The sequence below is a fragment of the Pseudomonas sp. MD330_10 genome, from assembly GCF_042610415.1.
Classification (GTDB): domain Bacteria; phylum Pseudomonadota; class Gammaproteobacteria; order Pseudomonadales; family Pseudomonadaceae; genus Aquipseudomonas; species Aquipseudomonas rhodesiae.
Genome location: NZ_JBHGZU010000005.1, coordinates 262,285 through 281,169 on the forward strand (window position 1 = coordinate 262,285; position 18,885 = coordinate 281,169).

Here is an 18,885-nt window from a genome sequence, read left to right on the forward strand (position 1 = left end):
AACGCTGAAGCGCAACGAGCCGCCCTCTGCCAGACAGAGGGCGGCTCGCTTGAGGCGGGATGTTACTGGTGGTATTGCGCGGACAGCTCGTGCACTGCTTGCAGGAAAGCGCCGGCGTGGTCCGGGTTTACCTCCGGGGTGATGCCGTGGCCCAGGTTGAACACATGCCCGGTGCCTTTGCCGTAGCTGGCCAGGATACGGCCGACTTCGGCGCGGATCGCTTCCGGCTTGGCGTACAGCACGGTCGGGTCCATGTTGCCTTGCAGCGCGACCTTATCGCCGACCCGGCGGCGGGCGTCGCCTATATCACAGGTCCAATCCAGGCCCAGGGCGTCCGCGCCAGCATCGGCGATGCTTTCCAGCCACAGGCCGCCGTTCTTGGTGAACAGAATCACCGGCACCTTGCGGCCTTCGTGTTCACGGATCAGGCCGCTGACGATTTTGCGCATGTAGGCCAGGGAAAACTCCTGGTAAGCCGCAGCGGACAGGTTGCCGCCCCAGGTATCGAAAATCTGCACCGCTTGCGCACCGGCCATGATCTGGCCGTTGAGGTAAGACGTCACCGACTGGGCCAGCTTGTCCAGCAGCAGGTGCATGGCTTGTGGGTTGTCGTAGAGCATGGCCTTGGTCTTGCGGAAGTCTTTAGACGAGCCACCTTCGACCATGTAGGTCGCCAGGGTCCACGGGCTGCCGGAGAAGCCGATCAGCGGCACGCGGCCGTTAAGCTCGCGGCGGATGGTGCTGACCGCGTCCATCACATAGCCCAGGTCTTTGTGCGGATCGGGAATCGGCAGGGCTTCGATGTCGGCCAGGGTGCTGACGACTTTCTTGAAACGCGGGCCTTCGCCGGTCTCGAAGTACAGGCCTTGGCCCATGGCATCGGGGATGGTGAGGATATCGGAGAACAGAATGGCCGCGTCTAGTTGTGGATAGCGGTCCAGCGGCTGCATCGTGACTTCGCAGGCGAACGCCGGGTTCATGCACAGGCTCATGAAGTCGCCGGCGTGGGCGCGGCTGGCGCGGTATTCCGGCAGATAGCGCCCGGCTTGACGCATCATCCATACCGGGGTGACGTCTACGGGCTGCTTGAGCAGGGCACGAAGGAAACGGTCGTTCTTGAGGGCAGTCATGTCGGCATCCGCAAAAAAAGTGCGGGCATTTTCTCAGAGCGCGACACAAAAGGCACGGCAAGAGCGGTGCCTTTTGTCTATCGGGTTGATTTACGACAATATCTGGAACCTATGTGGGAGGGGGCTTGCCCCCGATTGCAGTGTGTCAGCCAATGAATCTGGTGACCGTTCACCGCAGATCAAAGGGGCTGCTTCGCAGCCCGGCGCGGGACAAGCCCGCTCACCACAGCAAGCCCCCTCCCACCTTTTGATCCCATTTCAACCCGGGATCGGGGTCAGACTTGCAGGTAGTCCAGGATGCCTTCGGCGGCATTACGGCCTTCGAAGATCGCCGTCACCACCAGGTCGGACCCACGCACCATGTCGCCACCGGCGAAGATCTTCGGGTTGCTGGTCTGGTGCTTATACTGGCCTTGTTCCGGGGCGACGACGCGGCCCTGGCTGTCGGTCTGGATCTGGAACTGCTCGAACCACGGCGCCGGGCTTGGACGGAAACCGAAGGCGATGACCACGGCGTCAGCCGGGATGATCTCTTCGGAACCCGGAATCGGCTCGGGGCTGCGACGGCCACGGGCATCCGGTTCGCCGAGACGAGTCTCGACCACCTTGACGCCCTCGACGCGGTCTTCACCGACGATGGCGATCGGCTGGCGGTTGTAGAGGAATTTCACGCCTTCTTCCTTGGCGTTCTTCACCTCTTTGCGCGATCCCGGCATGTTGGCTTCGTCGCGACGATACGCACAGGTCACCGACTTGGCGCCCTGGCGGATCGAGGTGCGGTTGCAGTCCATCGCCGTGTCGCCACCGCCGAGTACCACGACCTTCTTGCCTTTCATGTCGACGAAGTCTTCCGGCGACTTTTCAAAGCCCAGGTTGCGATTGACGTTGGCGATCAAGAAGTCGAGCGCGTCGTACACGCCCGGCAGGTCCTCACCGGCAAAACCGCCCTTCATGTAGGTGTAGGTGCCCATGCCCATGAACACCGCATCGTATTCGGCGAGCAGTTGCTCCATGGTCACGTCTTTGCCGACTTCGGTGTTCAGGCGGAACTCAATGCCCATGCCGGTGAACACTTCGCGCCGGTTGCTCAGTACGGTTTTTTCCAGCTTGAACTCGGGGATGCCGAAGGTCAGCAGGCCGCCGATTTCCGGGTTCTTGTCGAACACAACCGGGGTCACGCCGCCACGCACCAGCACGTCGGCACAACCCAGGCCCGCCGGGCCCGCGCCGATGATCGCCACGCGCTTGCCGGTCGGCTTGACCTTGGACATGTCCGGGCGCCAGCCCATGGCAAAGGCGGTGTCGGTGATGTACTTCTCCACCGAACCGATGGTCACCGCGCCGAAACCGTCGTTAAGGGTGCAGGCACCCTCGCACAGACGATCCTGTGGGCACACCCGGCCGCACACTTCCGGCAAGGTGTTGGTCTGGTGCGACAGTTCGGCGGCAGCGAGGATGTTGCCCTCGGCCACCAACTTCAGCCAGTTGGGAATGAAGTTGTGCACCGGGCACTTCCATTCGCAATACGGGTTACCGCAGCCCAGGCAACGGTGGGCCTGTTCGGCCGAGTGCTGGGGTTTGAAGGGTTCGTAGATTTCCACGAACTCTTTCTTGCGTTGACGCAACAGTTTCTTCTTCGGATCTTTGCGCCCGACATCGATGAACTGGAAGTCGTTATTCAGACGTTCAGCCATGTTAAAACCTCATCAAACTCTTCAGGCGCATATCACTGCGGGTTGGCACGGATGCTGGAAAGCAACGATTTCAGGTTGGCAGCCTTGGGCTTGACCAGCCAGAAACGACGCAGGTAATCATCGAGATTCTCGGCGAGGTTGCGACCCCATTCGCTGCCGGTTTCCTCGACGTACTCGTCCAGCACATGCTGCAAGTGGTTCCGGTAGGATTCCATGGCTTCGCCGCTGATCCGCTGGATCTCGACCAACTCGTGGTTGACCTTGTCGACGAAGGTGTTGTCCTGATCTAGCACGTAGGCGAAACCGCCGGTCATGCCCGAACCGAAGTTGTAACCGGTCTTGCCCAGTACCGCGACAAAGCCCCCGGTCATGTACTCGCAGCAGTGATCGCCAGTACCTTCCACCACCGTGTGGGCACCGGAGTTACGCACGGCAAAACGCTCACCGGCCGTACCGGCGGCGAACAGCTTGCCGCCCGTGGCGCCGTACAAGCAGGTGTTGCCGATGATGGCACTGTCCTGGGTCTTGTAGATGCTGCCCTTAGGCGGAACGATGACCAGCTTGCCGCCGGTCATGCCCTTACCCACGTAGTCGTTGGCATCGCCTTCCAGGTACATATGCAGGCCGCCGGCGTTCCACACGCCGAAGCTTTGGCCCGCCGTACCCTTGAAACGGAAGGTGATCGGCGCTTTCGCCATACCCTGGTTGCCGTGCTTGCGCGCGATTTCGCCGGAGATGCGCGCGCCGATGGAACGGTCGCAGTTGCAAATATCCAGGGCGAATTCGCCACCGCTGGCGTCGTTGATCGACGATGCGGCCATCTCCACCATTTTCTCGGCCAGCAGGCCCTTGTCGAACGGCGGGTTGCGGTCGACGCCGCAGAACTGCGGTTTGTCGGCCGGGATGTGATCGCTGCCCAACAGCGGCGTGAGGTCCAGGTGCTGTTGCTTAGCGGTCTGGCCTTCAAGCACGTCCAGCAGATCGGTACGGCCAATCAGTTCTTCCAGCGAGCGCACGCCCAGCTTGGCCAGCCACTCCCGGGTCTCTTCGGCAACGTAGGTGAAAAAGTTCACCACCATGTCGACGGTGCCGATGTAGTGATCCTTGCGCAGCTTCTCGTTCTGAGTGGCGACGCCGGTGGCGCAGTTGTTCAGGTGGCAGATACGCAAGTATTTGCAGCCCAGGGCGATCATCGGCGCGGTGCCGAAGCCGAAGCTCTCGGCGCCGAGAATCGCGGCCTTGATCACGTCCAGGCCGGTTTTCAGGCCGCCGTCGGTCTGCACCCGCACTTTGCCACGCAGGTCGTTGCCGCGCAGGGTCTGGTGGGTTTCGGCCAGGCCTAGTTCCCACGGCGCGCCGGCGTACTTGATGGAGGTCAGCGGCGATGCGCCGGTGCCGCCGTCGTAGCCGGAGATGGTGATCAGGTCGGCATAGGCTTTGGCCACACCGGCGGCGATGGTGCCCACGCCGGCTTCCGCCACCAGTTTCACCGAGACCAGCGCCTGCGGGTTGACTTGTTTGAGGTCGAAAATCAGCTGCGACAAATCCTCGATCGAGTAGATGTCGTGGTGCGGCGGCGGCGAAATCAGGGTTACGCCAGGCACCGCATAACGCAGCTTAGCGATCAGACCGTTGACCTTACCGCCCGGCAACTGGCCGCCCTCACCGGGCTTGGCGCCCTGGGCGACTTTGATCTGCAGCACTTCGGCGTTGACCAGGTATTCCGGGGTCACACCGAAACGGCCAGTGGCGACCTGCTTGATTTTCGAGCTCTTGATGGTGCCGTAGCGTGCCGGGTCTTCGCCGCCTTCGCCGGAGTTGGAACGCGCACCCAGGCGGTTCATGGCTTCGGCCAGGGCTTCGTGGGCTTCGGGCGACAAGGCGCCGAGGGAAATACCCGCAGAGTCGAAGCGCTTGAGGATCGACTCCAGCGGTTCGACCTCGCTGATGTCCATCGGCGTGTCCAGTGTCTTGACCTTGAGCAAGTCGCGGATCATCGACACCGGGCGGTTATCCACCAGGCTCGTGTATTCCTTGAATTTGGCGTAGTCGCCCTGTTGCACAGCGGCTTGCAGGGTGCTGACCACATCCGGGTTGTAGGCGTGGTATTCGCCACCGTGTACGAACTTGAGCAGGCCGCCTTGCTGGATCGGCTTGCGTGCGCTCCAGGCTTCGGCCGCCAGGGCTTTCTGCTCGGCTTCGATGTCGACGAAACGCGCGCCCTTGATGCGGCTCGGCACGCCACGGAAGCTCAGTTCGCAGACTTCTTCGGACAGGCCGATGGCCTCGAACAGTTGCGCACCGCGATAAGAGGTCACGGTGGAGATGCCCATCTTCGACAGGATCTTCAGCAAGCCCTTGGTGATGCCCTTGCGGTAGTTCTTGAACACCTCATAGAGGTCGCCCAGTACTTCACCGGTACGGATCAGGTCACCTAGCACTTCGTAGGCCAGGAACGGGTAAACCGCCGAGGCGCCGAAGCCGATCAACACCGCAAAATGATGCGGGTCGCGAGCGGTGGCGGTTTCCACAAGAATGTTGGAGTCGCAACGCAGGCCTTTTTCGGTCAGACGGTGGTGCACCGCACCGGTGGCCAGCGAAGCATGGATCGGCAACTTGCCTGGGGCGATATGGCGGTCGGTCAGCACGATCTGGGTACGACCGGCGCGCACGGCTTCTTCAGCCTGGTCGGCGACATTGCGCACGGCGGCTTCGAGGCCGAGGCTCTCGTCGTAGTTCAGGTCGATGATCTGGCGGTCGAAGCCTGGGCGATCCAGGGTCATCAGCGAGCGCCACTTGGCCGGGGAAATGACCGGCGAGCTGAGGATCACGCGAGAGGCGTGCTCAGGCGACTCCTGGAAGATGTTGCGCTCGGCACCGAGGCACACTTCCAGGGACATCACGATGGCTTCACGCAGCGGGTCGATCGGTGGGTTGGTCACCTGGGCGAACTGCTGGCGGAAATAGTCGTACGGCGTGCGCACGCGCTGGGACAGCACGGCCATCGGCGTGTCGTCGCCCATGGAGCCGACCGCCTCGTAGCCTTGCTCACCGAGCGGACGCAGCACCTGGTCGCGCTCTTCGAACGTGACCTGGTACATCTTCATGTACTGCTTGAGCTGGTCGATGTCGTAGAAGGCCGAACCGTGGTCGTTGTCTTCCATGGTCGCCTGGATGCGCAGGGCGTTCTTGCGCAGCCATTGCTTGTACGGATGCCGAGACTTCAAGCGGTTGTCGATAGCGTCGGTGTCGAGGATCTGCCCGGTTTCGGTGTCCACGGCCAGGATCTGGCCAGGGCCTACGCGGCCTTTGGCGATCACGTCTTCAGGCTTGTAGTCCCATACGCCGATCTCCGACGCCAGGGTAATAAAACCGTTGGTGGTGGTGACCCAACGCGCCGGGCGCAGACCGTTACGGTCGAGCAGGCACACCGCATAGCGACCGTCGGTCATCACCACGCCGGCCGGGCCGTCCCACGGTTCCATGTGCATCGAGTTGTACTCGTAGAATGCACGCAGATCCGGGTCCATGGTCTCGACGTTCTGCCACGCAGGCGGAATGATCATGCGTACGCCACGGAACAGGTCGATGCCGCCGGTGACCATCAGTTCGAGCATGTTGTCCATGCTGGAGGAGTCGGAACCCACGCGATTGACCAGCGGGCCGAGTTCTTCCAGGTCCATCAGGTCGTTGGCGAACTTGGTGCGACGGGCCACGGCCCAGTTGCGGTTGCCGGTAATGGTGTTGATCTCGCCGTTGTGGGCGAGAAAGCGGAATGGCTGGGCCAGCGGCCATTTCGGCAGGGTGTTGGTGGAGAAGCGCTGGTGGAACACGCAGATCGCGGTTTGCAGGCGCTCATCGCTCAGGTCCGGATAGAAGGCGGTGAGGTCCGCCGGCATCATCAGGCCTTTGTAAATGATGGTCTTGTGGGAAAAGCTGCAGATGTAGTGGTCAGTGTCGGCAGCATTGGCCACGGACGAGCGACGACGGGAAGTGAACAGCTTGATCGCCATGTCCTGGTCGCTCAGGCCATCGCCGGCGATGAACACCTGTTCGATCTGCGGCAGACGCTCCAGGGCCAGACGGCCAAGTACGCTGGTATCGATCGGCACTTTGCGCCAGCCGACCAGTTGCAGACCGGCGGCGACGATTTCGCGGTTCATGTTTTCGCGAGCGGCTTCGGCTTTGACCGGGTCCTGGTTGAAGAACACCATGCCCACCGCGTATTGCTTGGGCAGATCGACTGCGAAATGCTCTTTGGCGACAGCGCGCAGGAACTGGTCGGGCTTTTGAATCAGCAAGCCACAACCGTCACCGGTCTTGCCGTCGGCGTTGATCCCACCACGGTGGGTCATGCAGGTCAGGGCCTCGATGGCCGTTTGCAGAAGGGTATGACTGGGCTCGCCCTGCATATGGGCTATCAGGCCGAATCCGCAGTTATCCTTGAATTCATCGGGTTGGTACAGACCTGCTTTCATAGACACTTTCTCACCAGGCTGCCTCTTATACCGAGGCAAATTTCTTTTCAATTCAACCGGTTACCTTCCACGCCGAACGTACGCCGGCTTAGCGGGGGCAAAAGGGAGGTCATTGTACACACCGACACAGACGCTCACAAATTTAGCGACGAAATGTCGCAAATCTATGTCGCATTTATGAAAGGTTTAAAGCGATATGCTGTGCTAGTCAAAACTTTTTTAATTCTGACCGCTACGACTCAAAAGCTACTGTGACGCAGACACCACAAAGCGCGCGGTCCCTAGAGACTGCACGCCATGCGATTTTTTTTGAGGTGCCGGGAGGGCGGCCTGGGTAAGGCCGCCGGATCTTCAGCGAGTTGCTGCCAGTTCTTGTTGAACGCTGGCAACAGTGCGAGGCCAAGGTTTACCAGCCTGAACCTTCGCTGGCAAGGCTTTGATGGCAGAATCAGCTGCCGCACGGCTGGAGAAGTTGCCGTAGGTGATCACGTAGAGAGGCTTGCCGTTGAGCACTTTCTTGAAATAACGGTACTCGCCGCCCTGCTCTTTGACGAACGCTTGGGCATTGGCTTCGGAGCTGGTGCCGAGGATCTGCACCACGAAATTGCCGCTCGGTTGGCTGGCGTACCAGCTGCTGCCGGCGGTGCCGGCCTTGGCCACGGTAGCGGCCGGCTTTTCAGCAGGCTTGGTCACTGGCGCCGGTTTGGCAGCTGGTGCTGGAGTGGGCACTGCGACCACAGGCTTGGTGACCGGTGCAGGTTTGGCGGTAGCGACAGTCGGCGCTGGGTTCGCCGCAGGCTGACCCGCAGGCACGCCTGCAGGCGGTGCGGTGGTGGTCACGGTCGGCGGCGTGGCGCTGGAGCCTTCCACCGGCACGCCGTCGTCGCCTTCGGAAATGCCGCCGGCCTCTTCGGCGAGCGGGCCACGCATCACCGGCTGGCCCACCATCGGCAGATTGGTCGGCTGACCAGAGTTGGCGAACTCCACATTCGGCGTTGGCTTGCCCAGCGGCAATTGCGCCTGCTCGGCAGGCGTGCCGGCAGTAGTAGGTGCCTTGCTGCGACCCGGGATCAACCAGGCGGCGGCAACGGCGACCACGACCACTGCGGAAATGGCCAGTACGTGCTTCTTCGGCATAGTGAACCCCATCTTTGGACGCTTGACCGCAGAGCGGCTGGCAATCATGGCTTCGATCATGGCATCGCGGGCAACCTGGTTGATGTTGCCAGGCCAGCCGCCTGCGCTTTCGTGAATATCAGAGATCTGCGCAGCGGAGAAAAGTTCGATGCCGGCCCCCGCGCCTTCGAGGCGCTGAGCCAGGTATTCGCGGGTCTCTTCTTCTTCGTAGGGCTGCAATTCGATAACGTGGAACAGCTCCTGATCGCCGCTGATCTGCTCAAGATCGGCGATCAACGAAGACTCACCAAACAGGAACACATGAGGGCGTCCCTCCGGCGTGCCCGCGGCCAGCGCCAGCAGGGCTTCCAGTGCCGACTCGTCGAGCTGCTCGGCATCGTCCACCAGCAGATAGACTTCCTGCCCGGTCAGACCCAACTGCACCACCTGCTTGAGGATTCCGTTCGGCTCGGCAGTGGACACGTCCAGCGCCTGGGCTACCTGGCTCAGAACACCGGCCGCATCGGTGGCACCACGGGCCGACACCACCACGCTCTGCACCGATTGCTTATTGGTACTGGCTACCAGAGCCTGGCGCAGCAAGGTCTTGCCGCTGCCCAAGGGACCGGTCACTACCAGCAGCAGTTGGCTATAGCGCGCGAGATGGTGAAGCTGTCCCAGCACCGGCTTGCGCTGGGCCGGGAAAAATTTGAAACCAGGCACCCGTGGAGCGAAAGGGTCGTGGCTTAACTGGTAATGGCCGAGGAACGCCTCGTCGGCATGCAAACTAGTCATGAGAATCTTATTAACCTTTAAGCTGGGCCAGGGCGCGGTAATCCGCTCCCAGCGTGGCCTGTAAAATCTCTTTCGGATAATCGTCGGTCACTACGGCTTCGCCCATGCGGCGCAGCAGCACCAGTCGCAGTCGACCGTCGATCACTTTCTTGTCTATCGCCATATGTTCGAGGAAGTCCGCCTCGGTCATCTCCTGCGGCGGAATGACCGGCAAACCAGCACGCTGGAACAGGCGGATACCGCGATCGCGCTCGTCGGCGCTGATCCAACCCAGGCGGTGTGACATTTCCATGGCCATCACCGTGCCGGCCGCCACCGCCTCGCCATGCAACCACACACCATAGCCCATGTGGGTTTCGATCGCATGCCCAAAGGTGTGGCCCAGGTTCAGGGTGGCCCGTACGCCGGATTCGCGTTCGTCGGCGTTCACCACCAGCGCCTTGGCCGCGCAAGAGCGGGAAATCGCTTCGGTGAGCGCCACCTGATCGAGACCGCGCAAGGCGTCCATGTGCTCTTCCAGCCAAGTCAGGAAGGGCTCATCGCAGATCAGCCCGTACTTGATGACTTCCGCCAGACCCGCCGACAACTCACGCGGTGGCAGGGTGTTGAGGGTGGCGGTGTCGATCAGCACAGCATTGGGCTGATAGAACGCGCCGACCATGTTCTTGCCCAGCGGATGGTTGATGCCGGTCTTGCCGCCCACCGACGAATCGACCTGGGACAACAGGGTGGTTGGCACCTGGATAAAGTCCACGCCGCGCTGGTAGCAGGCGGCGGCAAAACCGGCCATATCGCCGATCACGCCACCGCCGAGGGCGACCACCGTGGTACGCCGGTCATGGCGCGCCGTCAGCAGGCCATCGAAGATCAGTTGCAGGGTTTGCCAGTTCTTGTGGGCTTCGCCGTCGGGCAGCACCACGGAAATCACTGAGTAGGCCGCCAGACTGCGGCTCAGACGCTCAAGATACAGCGGCGCGACTGTTTCGTTGGAGATGATCGCCACTTGCCGCCCGGCAATATGCGGCGCGAGCAACTCGGGCTGGTCCAACAGACCCTCGCCAATGTGGATCGGGTAGCTGCGCTCGCCTAGATCGACCTTAAGTGTCTGCATGTGTCCCCGCGTGAGAGATGAATTGACGACCGGTAACGTCGAGGTCCGACGCTGCCTGATGGCTCTACGCCACACCGCTCAGGGTGATGGCGCGACGCCGAGAATAGCGCATTTCGCCCCTGGCTTTAACGGGGAGGCAGCCGTTGCAGGCGTTCGAGAATGTCCAGCACCACCATGCGTGGCGGCCGCTCATCGGTTTCCACCACCAGATCGGCGATTTCCCGATACAGCGGATCGCGCAGCGCCAGCAGATCGCGCAAGGTTTTCGCCGGGTCGGCGGTGCGCAGCAAAGGGCGATTGCGATCACGAGCGGTACGGCCCACCTGCTGCTCGACCGACGCATGCAGATAGACCACCCGACCACCGGCATGCAGCGCTCGGCGATTTTCATCGCGCATCACCGCGCCACCGCCGGTAGCCAATACCACGCCATCGCAGCCGCACAGTTCGGCGATCATCGCCTGCTCACGGTCGCGAAAGCCCAGTTCGCCTTCTTTATCGAAGATCCACGGGATATTGGCACCCGTGCGCAATTCAATTTCCTTATCGGAGTCTTTGAATGGCAGGCGCAGCTCTTTGGCCAGCAAACGGCCGATGGTGCTTTTTCCAGCCCCCATCGGTCCTACAAGAATCAAATTTCGCACAGAATCAACGACTCACAGCAATCGCCTGGTTATTCATAATACGCGGAGTCAGGAATACCAGCAGCTCGGATTTTTTCTCCGCCAGCATATCGCGCCGGAAAAGGCGGCCAAGATACGGCACATCGCCCAAAAATGGCACTTTATCTACCACTTTGCTTTGGGTATTGGAGAAAACTCCACCGATCACGATGGTCTCGCCATCCCTGACGAGGACCTTGGCATTGACCTCGTTTTTCTTGATCGGCGGTACGTCATTGAGCCGGTTGAGGTAGTCGGGCTCATCCTTGGTGACTTTCACCTCCATGATCACCCGGTCGTCGGGGGTGATCTGCGGGGTGACTTCCAGCGATAACGAGGCCTCCTTGAACGACACCGATGTCGCGCCGCTGGAGCTGGATTCCTGATACGGAATCTCGGTGCCCTTGAGGATGCGCGCGGTCTCCTTGTCGGAGGTCACCACTTTGGGCTGCGAGACGATTTCACCGTTGCCGGTCTTTTCCATGGCCGTCAGTTCCAGGTCCAGCAGCAGATTGTCGGTGATATAGGCCACCCCCAGACCGGACGACGCGGTCACCGCGCCCAGATCGACAAACGGCGAGCTGGGTGGGTTCTCCGGCGGTTGCGCGCCCTCCGGCAGCGGCTTAGGCATACCGCCGGCCTGCCAGTTGCCGCTCGTGAGTCGCCCACCCCAGCGCGCGCCGAGGCTTTTGTCGTAATCGACGTTGGCCTCCACGATTCGCGCTTCGATCATGACCTGGCGCACCGGAATATCCAGCTGCGCCACGATCCGCCGAAGCTCGTCGAGGCGTTCGCCGGTCTGGTAAGCGATGATGTTATTGGTGCGATCGTCCACCGCCACCGAACCGCGCTCGTCGGTAGCACCTTCCAGGCCGGTCACTGATTGGAACAGCTTGGCCAGGTCCGCCGCCTTGGCGTAGTTGACCTGCAACAGCTCGCGACGCAACGGCGCCAAGTCGGCCATTTGTTTGCGTGATTCCAGCGTCAGCAGTTCGCGGGCCGCCAACTCCTCGGCGGGCGCCACCAGCAATACCCCGGCCTTGATCCGCTTGTCCAACCCCTTGGCTTGCAGCACCAGGTCGAGGGCCTGATCCCATGGCACGCCTTTGAGGCGCAGTGTGATCGTACCCTGCACGTCGTCGCCGGCGACCAGGTTCAGGCCTGCAACATCGGCGATCTGCTGCAGCACGGCACGTACTTCGATGTTCTGGAAATTGAGGTTGAGCGGTTCGCCGCTAAAGGCACTCACCACCGCCCTGCCAGGGGGCGGCAATTGGATGAGGTCCACACGATTGGGCACAGCGGCAGCCATCGGTGCCGTAAGCGCTATCCATAGCGCTACACCGAAGGACAGGAAAGTCCTTTTCATTTGCTTAATTCCGTTATGAGTTGACGTTCAGCACGAGGGTTCGCGGGCGCTCCAGCCAGGCACCCTGTTTATCGGGAAACAGCTCGACCAATTCGATATGGTTGTCATGAATGGCCGTGACTCGACCGTAATCGGGCCCCAGGTAATCGCCGACCGCCAGGCGATGCACCGTGGACGCCACTCGCAGCAGGGCGAAGGTCTGCGCCCCACGAGAGAGCGTGCCGACCATTTCGAATCGGTCCAGGGCAAGCCCCTCCAGCAGCCCCCTTGGCCGCATCGGGTCCGGCCCAGGCGCGCGCCGCCCTGCCACATGCTCGACCTGCAAGCTCAACGGCTGGAACGGGTCGCGCAGGCCGGCCGCACGGTAGATAAAGCGCGGTTTGCGCAACGGCGACGGCTCAGCCTCATCCCTCACCGACGATGGCAGCGCACGCCGGTAGATCCTGGCCTGCAGGTCAAGCCGCAACAAGCGGCCATCCGCTTGCAGGCGCATCTCATGCACCGTGGTAAATCGCGACAGATCAGCCAAGGCACTGACGAACGAGGCGAGGTCGTGATAGGCGCCAGTGAGGCCGATCTGCACAGGCTGCTCGGCATACAGAGGGCGCAGTTGTTCATCCTGGGGGAGCACGGACTCGATCACCAAGCCATTGGCCAAGGCCAATCGGGCGATATCTTCCAGCATGCTTGGCATCTGGGGCCCACCCGGCAGTTGTCGCAACAGCCCCTCGACCTGGGCCTGCTTGAGTTGGAGCTGACGAGCGCGCTCTTCGAGTTCGGACGCTAAAACAGCTGATTCCGCGAGCTGCCGTTGCAGGGCCATCTCTTGCGCCTGCGCCTGCTGCAACCGGACGCGGGCGGGACCAAGCTGCATCAGCTCACCCATCGCCAGCACCAGGCCGCCCAGGGCACAGCCCAGCAAGACCTTGCCAGGTAGGGGCCATTTTGCAGCGCGGTGAGAGAACGCGGAAAATTCGAGCCGGGGCCGGCTCATGGCTGGGCCTCGGAGGACGCTCCCTGGCGCACCATCAGTTGGAATCCATTGCTGCCTTGCGCGCCTTCGGTGCGCACATGCTGCAAACGAGCCCCATGGGCGCCCTCCGATGCTTCCAGACGACGCATCAATTGGGCGATATCCTGGCTGGATTCGGCGGTGCCGCTGATACTCAACGTATCGCCTTTGGCCACGACCTCATGCAAATGCACGCCATCGGGCACCGCACGGGCCAACTGATCCAACAATCGGGCACCGGATGAGTGGCCGTTGTGCAGGTCCTGCACGACCTTCATCCGCTCAGCCAGTTGCTGGCTTTGCGCCTCTAGGTCGCCAAGGGTCTTGATACTGGAATCCTGAGTGGCTATGTCATTTCCCAGGTGGTTATTGCGCGTCACCTGCCGATCGATCGCTTGGTCAATCACCTGATCCGCCAACCACACGACAACCAACGCCATGCACACGAACGCCAGAAGCAGCGCCACAAAATAGTGACGGCGTCGTTCAGCCTGGGCTTGGCGCCAGGGCAAAAGGTTGATTCGTGTCTTCAAGCGAAACTCCTCAGGGCCAGCCCGCAAGCAACTCCCATCCCTTGGCCATCTACGGCCCATTGTGCGCCATCGACGCGATTGCACGGCGTGAAGCTGGCGAAATCCTGACTGCTCGCGCGCGCCAATGCAAACGCTTCAACATCGACAACCGCCGGTATGAGCCCCGCCATGGTCAAAACCGCCTCGCGCGCTTCGACATGCTCCTTCAGGCATGCCGCCAGCAACACCTCGACCCGCTCCGCCTTCTGGACCGAGCGCCCCTGGACTTGAAAGTCGATGGCCATGTCATCCAGTGGATAAGGAATGTACTGCTCGGCCTCCCGCTCGACCATCGCCAGCATCGCTTCGTCAGTAAGCCCCGCCTCCAGCTCGATGAGTCGCGTAATGACCGATGGCCCGCTCACTGCGACCGCTGCGCGCCGAACCCTCGTCTGCAACATGAGCAAAGCGGTGTGCAACGCCTGGCCGATGCCGTCCAGGTCCAGGAACGCGCCGTCGACCACTACCCCGGCGGGCAGCCCCTGCGTGACGTAACCTTTAACGCTGAAACCTGCGGGCGAGTGCCCCAGTTCGACCAGCCTGATGGCCGTGTCATTGATATCGATGCCCAGCAAGGTATCGACTTTTCGCCTGAATAATCCCTCCCATAAAACTCCCTAGAACATTGCCTGTCATACCGCCTGGTTGCCGCGGGACGCCGTGCATTCGGTCGACTTGTTGCAGAGGCGCGAATGACGCCCCAGGCCGAAAATGCTTTAATGCCCAGCGTTTTTTCCCGCTTTTTATCTGCAGCTCGGGTTGATCCATCGTTTGCCATGCATGCCCCGACGCCTAACCCATTCTTTTCTCTGGAAATCCAAAAGCCTTGATTCGTCTGCTGAAGTTTTTCGGGTACTCCATTGTCGCCATCTTCTGCGGGCTGCTGCTCGTGCTCAGCGGGGCGTACCTCTACCTTAGTCCGGGTTTGCCGTCGGTAGAGGCCCTTAGAAGTATCCAGTTGCAGATTCCTTTGCGGGTCTACAGCAGCGATGAAAAACTCATCGCGGAGTTCGGCGAAATGCGCCGCACACCGATCCGTTTTGCCGACATTCCGCCTAATTTCATCAGCGCCCTGCTGTCGGCCGAGGACGATAATTTTGCCAACCACTATGGCGTCGACCCCAGCAGCCTGGTGCGCGCCGCCACCCAGTTGGTAAAAAGCGGACACATTCAATCCGGTGGCAGCACCATCACCATGCAGGTGGCGAAGAACTTCTTCCTCACCAGCGAGCGCAGCTTTTCGCGCAAAGCCACTGAAATCCTGTTGGCACTGCAGATCGAGCGACAGCTGACCAAGGACGAGATCCTTGAGCTGTACGTCAACAAGATCTACCTCGGCAACCGCGCCTACGGCATTGAAGCCGCCTCCCAGGTGTACTACGGCAAGTCCATCCGCGACGCCAGCCTGGCGCAGATGGCTATGATCGCGGGCCTGCCCAAGGCGCCTTCGCGCTTCAACCCACTGGCCAACCCGGCGCGTAGCAAAGAGCGACGCGACTGGATCCTGGGGCGCATGTACAAGTTGGGCAAGATCGACCAGGCCGCTTACGAAAGCGCCGTGGCCGAGCCGCTGAACGCCAGCTATCACGTACCGACGCCGGAAGTGAACGCCCCGTATATCGCCGAAATGGCCCGCGCCGAGATGGTCGGCCGCTACGGCAGCGATGCCTACACCGAAGGCTTCCGCGTGACCACCACGGTTCCGAGCGACCTGCAGGAAATCGCCAACGATGCGGTGCATTCCGGTCTGATTTCCTACGACCAGCGCCACGGCTATCGCGGCCCTGAATCGCGTCTGCCGGGCAAGACACTCAGCGCCTGGACCGCAGAATTGAGCAAACAGCGCCCCATCAGCGGCTTGGAACCCGCCATCGTCACCCAGGTGAAAAAAGACGGCCTGCAAGTGCTGACCCGTACCGGCGAGGCCCATGTGGCCTGGGACAGCATGAAATGGGCGCGCCCTTTCCTGAACACCAACAGCATGGGCGCCATGCCCAAGCAGCCGTCGGACGTCGCGCAAGTGGGCGACTTGATCCGCGTGCAACGCCAGAAGGACGACAGCTTGAAGTTCAGCCAGGTGCCGCTGGCCCAGGGCGCACTGGTGTCGCTGGATCCGCAGAACGGTGCGATTCGCGCCCTGGTCGGCGGTTTCGCGTTCGAGCAGAGCAACTACAACCGCGCCACCCAGGCCAAGCGCCAGCCCGGTTCGAGCTTCAAGCCGTTCATCTACAGCGCCGCACTGGACAACGGCTACACCGCCGCCAGCCTGGTCAACGATGCGCCTATCGTGTTCGTCGACGAGTACCTGGACAAAGTCTGGCGCCCGAAGAACGACACCAATACCTTCCTTGGCCCGATCCGTATCCGCGAGGCGTTGTACAAGTCACGTAACCTGGTATCGATCCGTTTGCTGCAAGCCATGGGCGTCGGCAAGACCATCGACTACATCACGCGCTTTGGCTTCAATAAGTCGGACCTGCCGCCGAACCTGTCGTTGGCCCTGGGTACCGCCACCCTCACGCCGATGGAAATCGCCACCGGCTGGAGCACCTTTGCCAACGGCGGCTACAAGATCGCGCCGTACCTGATCGACAAGATCGAAAGCCGCAATGGCGACACCCTGTTCACTGCCAACCCGCCACGGGTGCCGGGCGATGTGGTCAACGGCGTAGTTGCCACCGATGGCCTGGCTGCGCCGAGCCACGGCGGGATCACCATCGAGCCAACGCCCGGCACGACTCCGGCAGCCGCCAACCCTAGCGCCCCTAGCGAACCGCAGGCACCGGCTGTGGCCGAACGTGTCGTGGATGGCCGTACCACCTACATCCTCAACAGCATCCTGGAAGATGTGATCAAGAAGGGCACCGGCCGCCGCGCCCTGGCCCTGGGCCGCGCAGATATCGCAGGCAAGACCGGCACCACCAACGAATCCAAGGACGCCTGGTTCTCCGGCTACAACGGCGACTACGTCACCACGGTATGGACCGGCTATGACCAGCCGGAAAGCCTCGGTCGCCGCGAGTTCGGTGGCACCGTCGCGCTGCCGATCTGGATGAGCTACATGGGCGCAGCCTTGAAGGACAAGCCGCTGCACACCCAGCCGGAACCAGAAGGCATCCTCAGCCTGAGGATCGACCCGATCAGCGGCCGCGCTGCCTCGCCAAGCACGCCGAATGCGTATTTCGAACTGTTCAAGAGCGAAGATACGCCGCCGTCGGTCAATGAGCTGGGCAACGGCGTCGTGCCGGGCAGCCCGCTGCCCGCAGACGAGTCGGCGCCGATCGATCTGTTCTAACCTGAACCTTAAGCCTACGCAGAACCCAATGTGGAAGGGGGCTTGCCCCCGATAGCACTGGACCAGCCAACTCATCGAGTGACTGACACACCGCCATCGGGGGCAAGCCCCCTCCCACATTTGATCTGCACAGGACACCCGTTAATCGCCACCCCAACAAAAAGCCCCGACTCGCGAGAGACGGGGCTTTTTTGTTGGTGCGCTACAACGGCTTAGCCGTTGAACACATCATCCACGCTTTGCAGCGGGTAGTGCTTCGGATACGGCAGGGTAGCCACACCGGTCTCGATCGCAGCCTTGGCGACGGCGTCGGAGATCACGGTGATCAGGCGCTTGTCCATTGGCTTCGGAATGATGTACTCACGACCGAATTCCAGCTTGGCGCCACCGTAGGCGTCGCAAACGTCCTGAGGGACTGGCAGTTTGGCCAGTTCACGCAGGGCGTTGGCGGCCGCTACTTTCATTTCTTCGTTGATGCGCTTGGCGCGAACGTCCAGGGCGCCACGGAAGATGAACGGGAAGCCCAACACGTTGTTGACCTGGTTCGGGTAGTCCGAACGGCCAGTGGCCATGATTACGTCGTTACGGGTGGCGTGAGCCAGTTCCGGCGCGATTTCAGGGTCCGGGTTGGAGCAGGCGAACACGATCGGGTTGGCCGCCATGGACTTGAGGCCTTCGGCGCTCAGCAGGTTCGGGCCGGACAGGCCGACGAACACGTCGGCACCGTTCAGGGCGTCAGCCAGGGTGCGCTTGGAGGACGGGTGGGCAAACATCGCCTTGTACTGGTTCAGATCGGTACGCTCGGACTGGATCACGCCCTTGCTGTCGACCATGTAGATGTTCTCCAGCTTGGCGCCCATGCTGACGATCAGCTTCATGCAGGAGATAGCCGCCGCGCCGGCGCCCAGGCAAACGATCTTGGCGTCAGCCAGGGTTTTGCCAGCGATTTCCAGGGCGTTGATCATGCCGGCCGCGGTTACGATCGCGGTGCCGTGCTGGTCATCGTGGAATACCGGAATGTCGCACTGCTCGATCAGAGCCTTTTCGATCTCGAAGCACTCAGGTGCCTTGATGTCTTCCAGGTTGATGCCACCGAAGGTGATGGAGATGCGTTTGACGGTGTCGATGAAAGCCTGCGGGCTCTCGGAATCGACTTCGATGTCGAACACGTCGATGCCAGCAAAGCGCTTGAACAGCACGCCTTTACCTTCCATGACTGGTTTGGACGCCAATGGGCCGAGGTTGCCCAGGCCGAGAATCGCGGTGCCATCGGAAATCACTGCAACCAAGTTGCCTTTGCCGGTGTACTTGTACGCCAGCTCGGGGTCGCGAGCGATTTCACGTACGGGCTCGGCCACGCCAGGGCTGTAGGCCAGCGACAGGTCGCGGGCGGTGGCGGTGGCTTTGGTGAGCTCTACACTCAGCTTTCCTGGACGAGGATGGGCATGATATTCGAGAGCGGCAGTTTTCAAATCAGACATATCGGCATTCCGCTTTTACTGTTGGTCGACGGACCGCCGAGGATACGCGTGTCGTAAAGCCCCTACAAGACTGGGCAGTCACCGGTGTCAAGGCCCCAAAGCGCCGTACTTTGGTCTAAGGCCACGGGATATAAGGGCTGGACTGTTCACAATCCCCTTAAAAAATGTCT

Annotated in this window: 11 protein-coding genes and 1 pseudogene; 1 reads left to right on the top strand and 11 read right to left on the bottom strand. The window is 61.4% G+C overall.

The window, feature by feature from the left end:
• Positions 1–62: 62 nt before the first annotated feature.
• The 10 genes and pseudogenes from hemE to pilM all read right to left on the bottom strand — a co-directional run bounded on the left by hemE (position 63) and on the right by pilM (position 14,514).
• Complete coding sequence (gene hemE / locus ACFZPT_RS10540; protein WP_034095516.1) at positions 63–1,130, bottom strand: uroporphyrinogen decarboxylase; 1,068 nt, start codon at positions 1,128–1,130, stop codon at positions 63–65.
• A gap of 275 nt (positions 1,131–1,405) precedes the next feature.
• Positions 1,406–2,824, bottom strand: a complete 1,419-nt coding sequence (locus ACFZPT_RS10545) for an FAD-dependent oxidoreductase (protein WP_034095515.1) — start codon at positions 2,822–2,824, stop codon at positions 1,406–1,408.
• Positions 2,825–2,856: 32 nt separating this feature from the next.
• Positions 2,857–7,302 carry a glutamate synthase large subunit gene (gene gltB / locus ACFZPT_RS10550; RefSeq protein WP_099313039.1) on the bottom strand — a complete coding sequence of 1,482 codons (4,446 nt, stop codon included), beginning with the start codon at positions 7,300–7,302 and terminating at the stop codon, positions 2,857–2,859.
• 351 nt (positions 7,303–7,653) lie between these two features.
• Entirely contained in the window at positions 7,654–9,213 is a 1,560-nt protein-coding gene (locus ACFZPT_RS10555) for an SPOR domain-containing protein (protein WP_099313038.1), read from the bottom strand.
• Positions 9,214–9,223: 10 nt separating this feature from the next.
• Complete coding sequence (gene aroB, locus ACFZPT_RS10560; protein WP_034095512.1) at positions 9,224–10,324, bottom strand: 3-dehydroquinate synthase; 1,101 nt, start codon at positions 10,322–10,324, stop codon at positions 9,224–9,226.
• A gap of 125 nt (positions 10,325–10,449) precedes the next feature.
• Entirely contained in the window at positions 10,450–10,968 is a 519-nt protein-coding gene (gene aroK / locus ACFZPT_RS10565; RefSeq protein ID WP_003187914.1) for a shikimate kinase AroK, read from the bottom strand.
• A 4-nt stretch (positions 10,969–10,972) separates the two neighbouring features.
• Positions 10,973–12,229 (bottom strand): annotated as a pseudogene (locus ACFZPT_RS10570) (type IV pilus secretin PilQ); the annotation flags it as partial.
• Between the two features lie 139 nt (positions 12,230–12,368).
• Entirely contained in the window at positions 12,369–13,349 is a 981-nt protein-coding gene (locus ACFZPT_RS10575) for a pilus assembly protein PilP (RefSeq protein ID WP_099313037.1), read from the bottom strand.
• The gene (locus ACFZPT_RS10580; RefSeq protein ID WP_034095509.1) at positions 13,346–13,900 is read right to left on the bottom strand and encodes a PilN domain-containing protein; all 555 of its coding nucleotides are present in this window, start codon (positions 13,898–13,900) and stop codon (positions 13,346–13,348) included. The genes ACFZPT_RS10575 and ACFZPT_RS10580 overlap by 4 nt, the downstream gene beginning before the upstream one ends.
• Complete coding sequence (gene pilM / locus ACFZPT_RS10585) at positions 13,897–14,514, bottom strand: type IV pilus biogenesis protein PilM (protein ID WP_256593266.1); 618 nt, start codon at positions 14,512–14,514, stop codon at positions 13,897–13,899. Before pilM ends, ACFZPT_RS10580 begins: the two co-directional genes overlap by 4 nt.
• A gap of 254 nt (positions 14,515–14,768) precedes the next feature.
• Between pilM and ACFZPT_RS10590 the strand changes: the two genes are divergently transcribed.
• The gene (locus tag ACFZPT_RS10590) at positions 14,769–17,234 is read left to right on the top strand and encodes a penicillin-binding protein 1A (RefSeq protein ID WP_371918510.1); all 2,466 of its coding nucleotides are present in this window, start codon (positions 14,769–14,771) and stop codon (positions 17,232–17,234) included.
• Between the two features lie 212 nt (positions 17,235–17,446).
• On the opposite strand, the gene ACFZPT_RS10595 is transcribed toward ACFZPT_RS10590, so the two are convergent.
• Complete coding sequence (locus ACFZPT_RS10595) at positions 17,447–18,715, bottom strand: malic enzyme-like NAD(P)-binding protein (RefSeq protein ID WP_034095507.1); 1,269 nt, start codon at positions 18,713–18,715, stop codon at positions 17,447–17,449.
• Positions 18,716–18,885 lie beyond the last annotated feature (170 nt).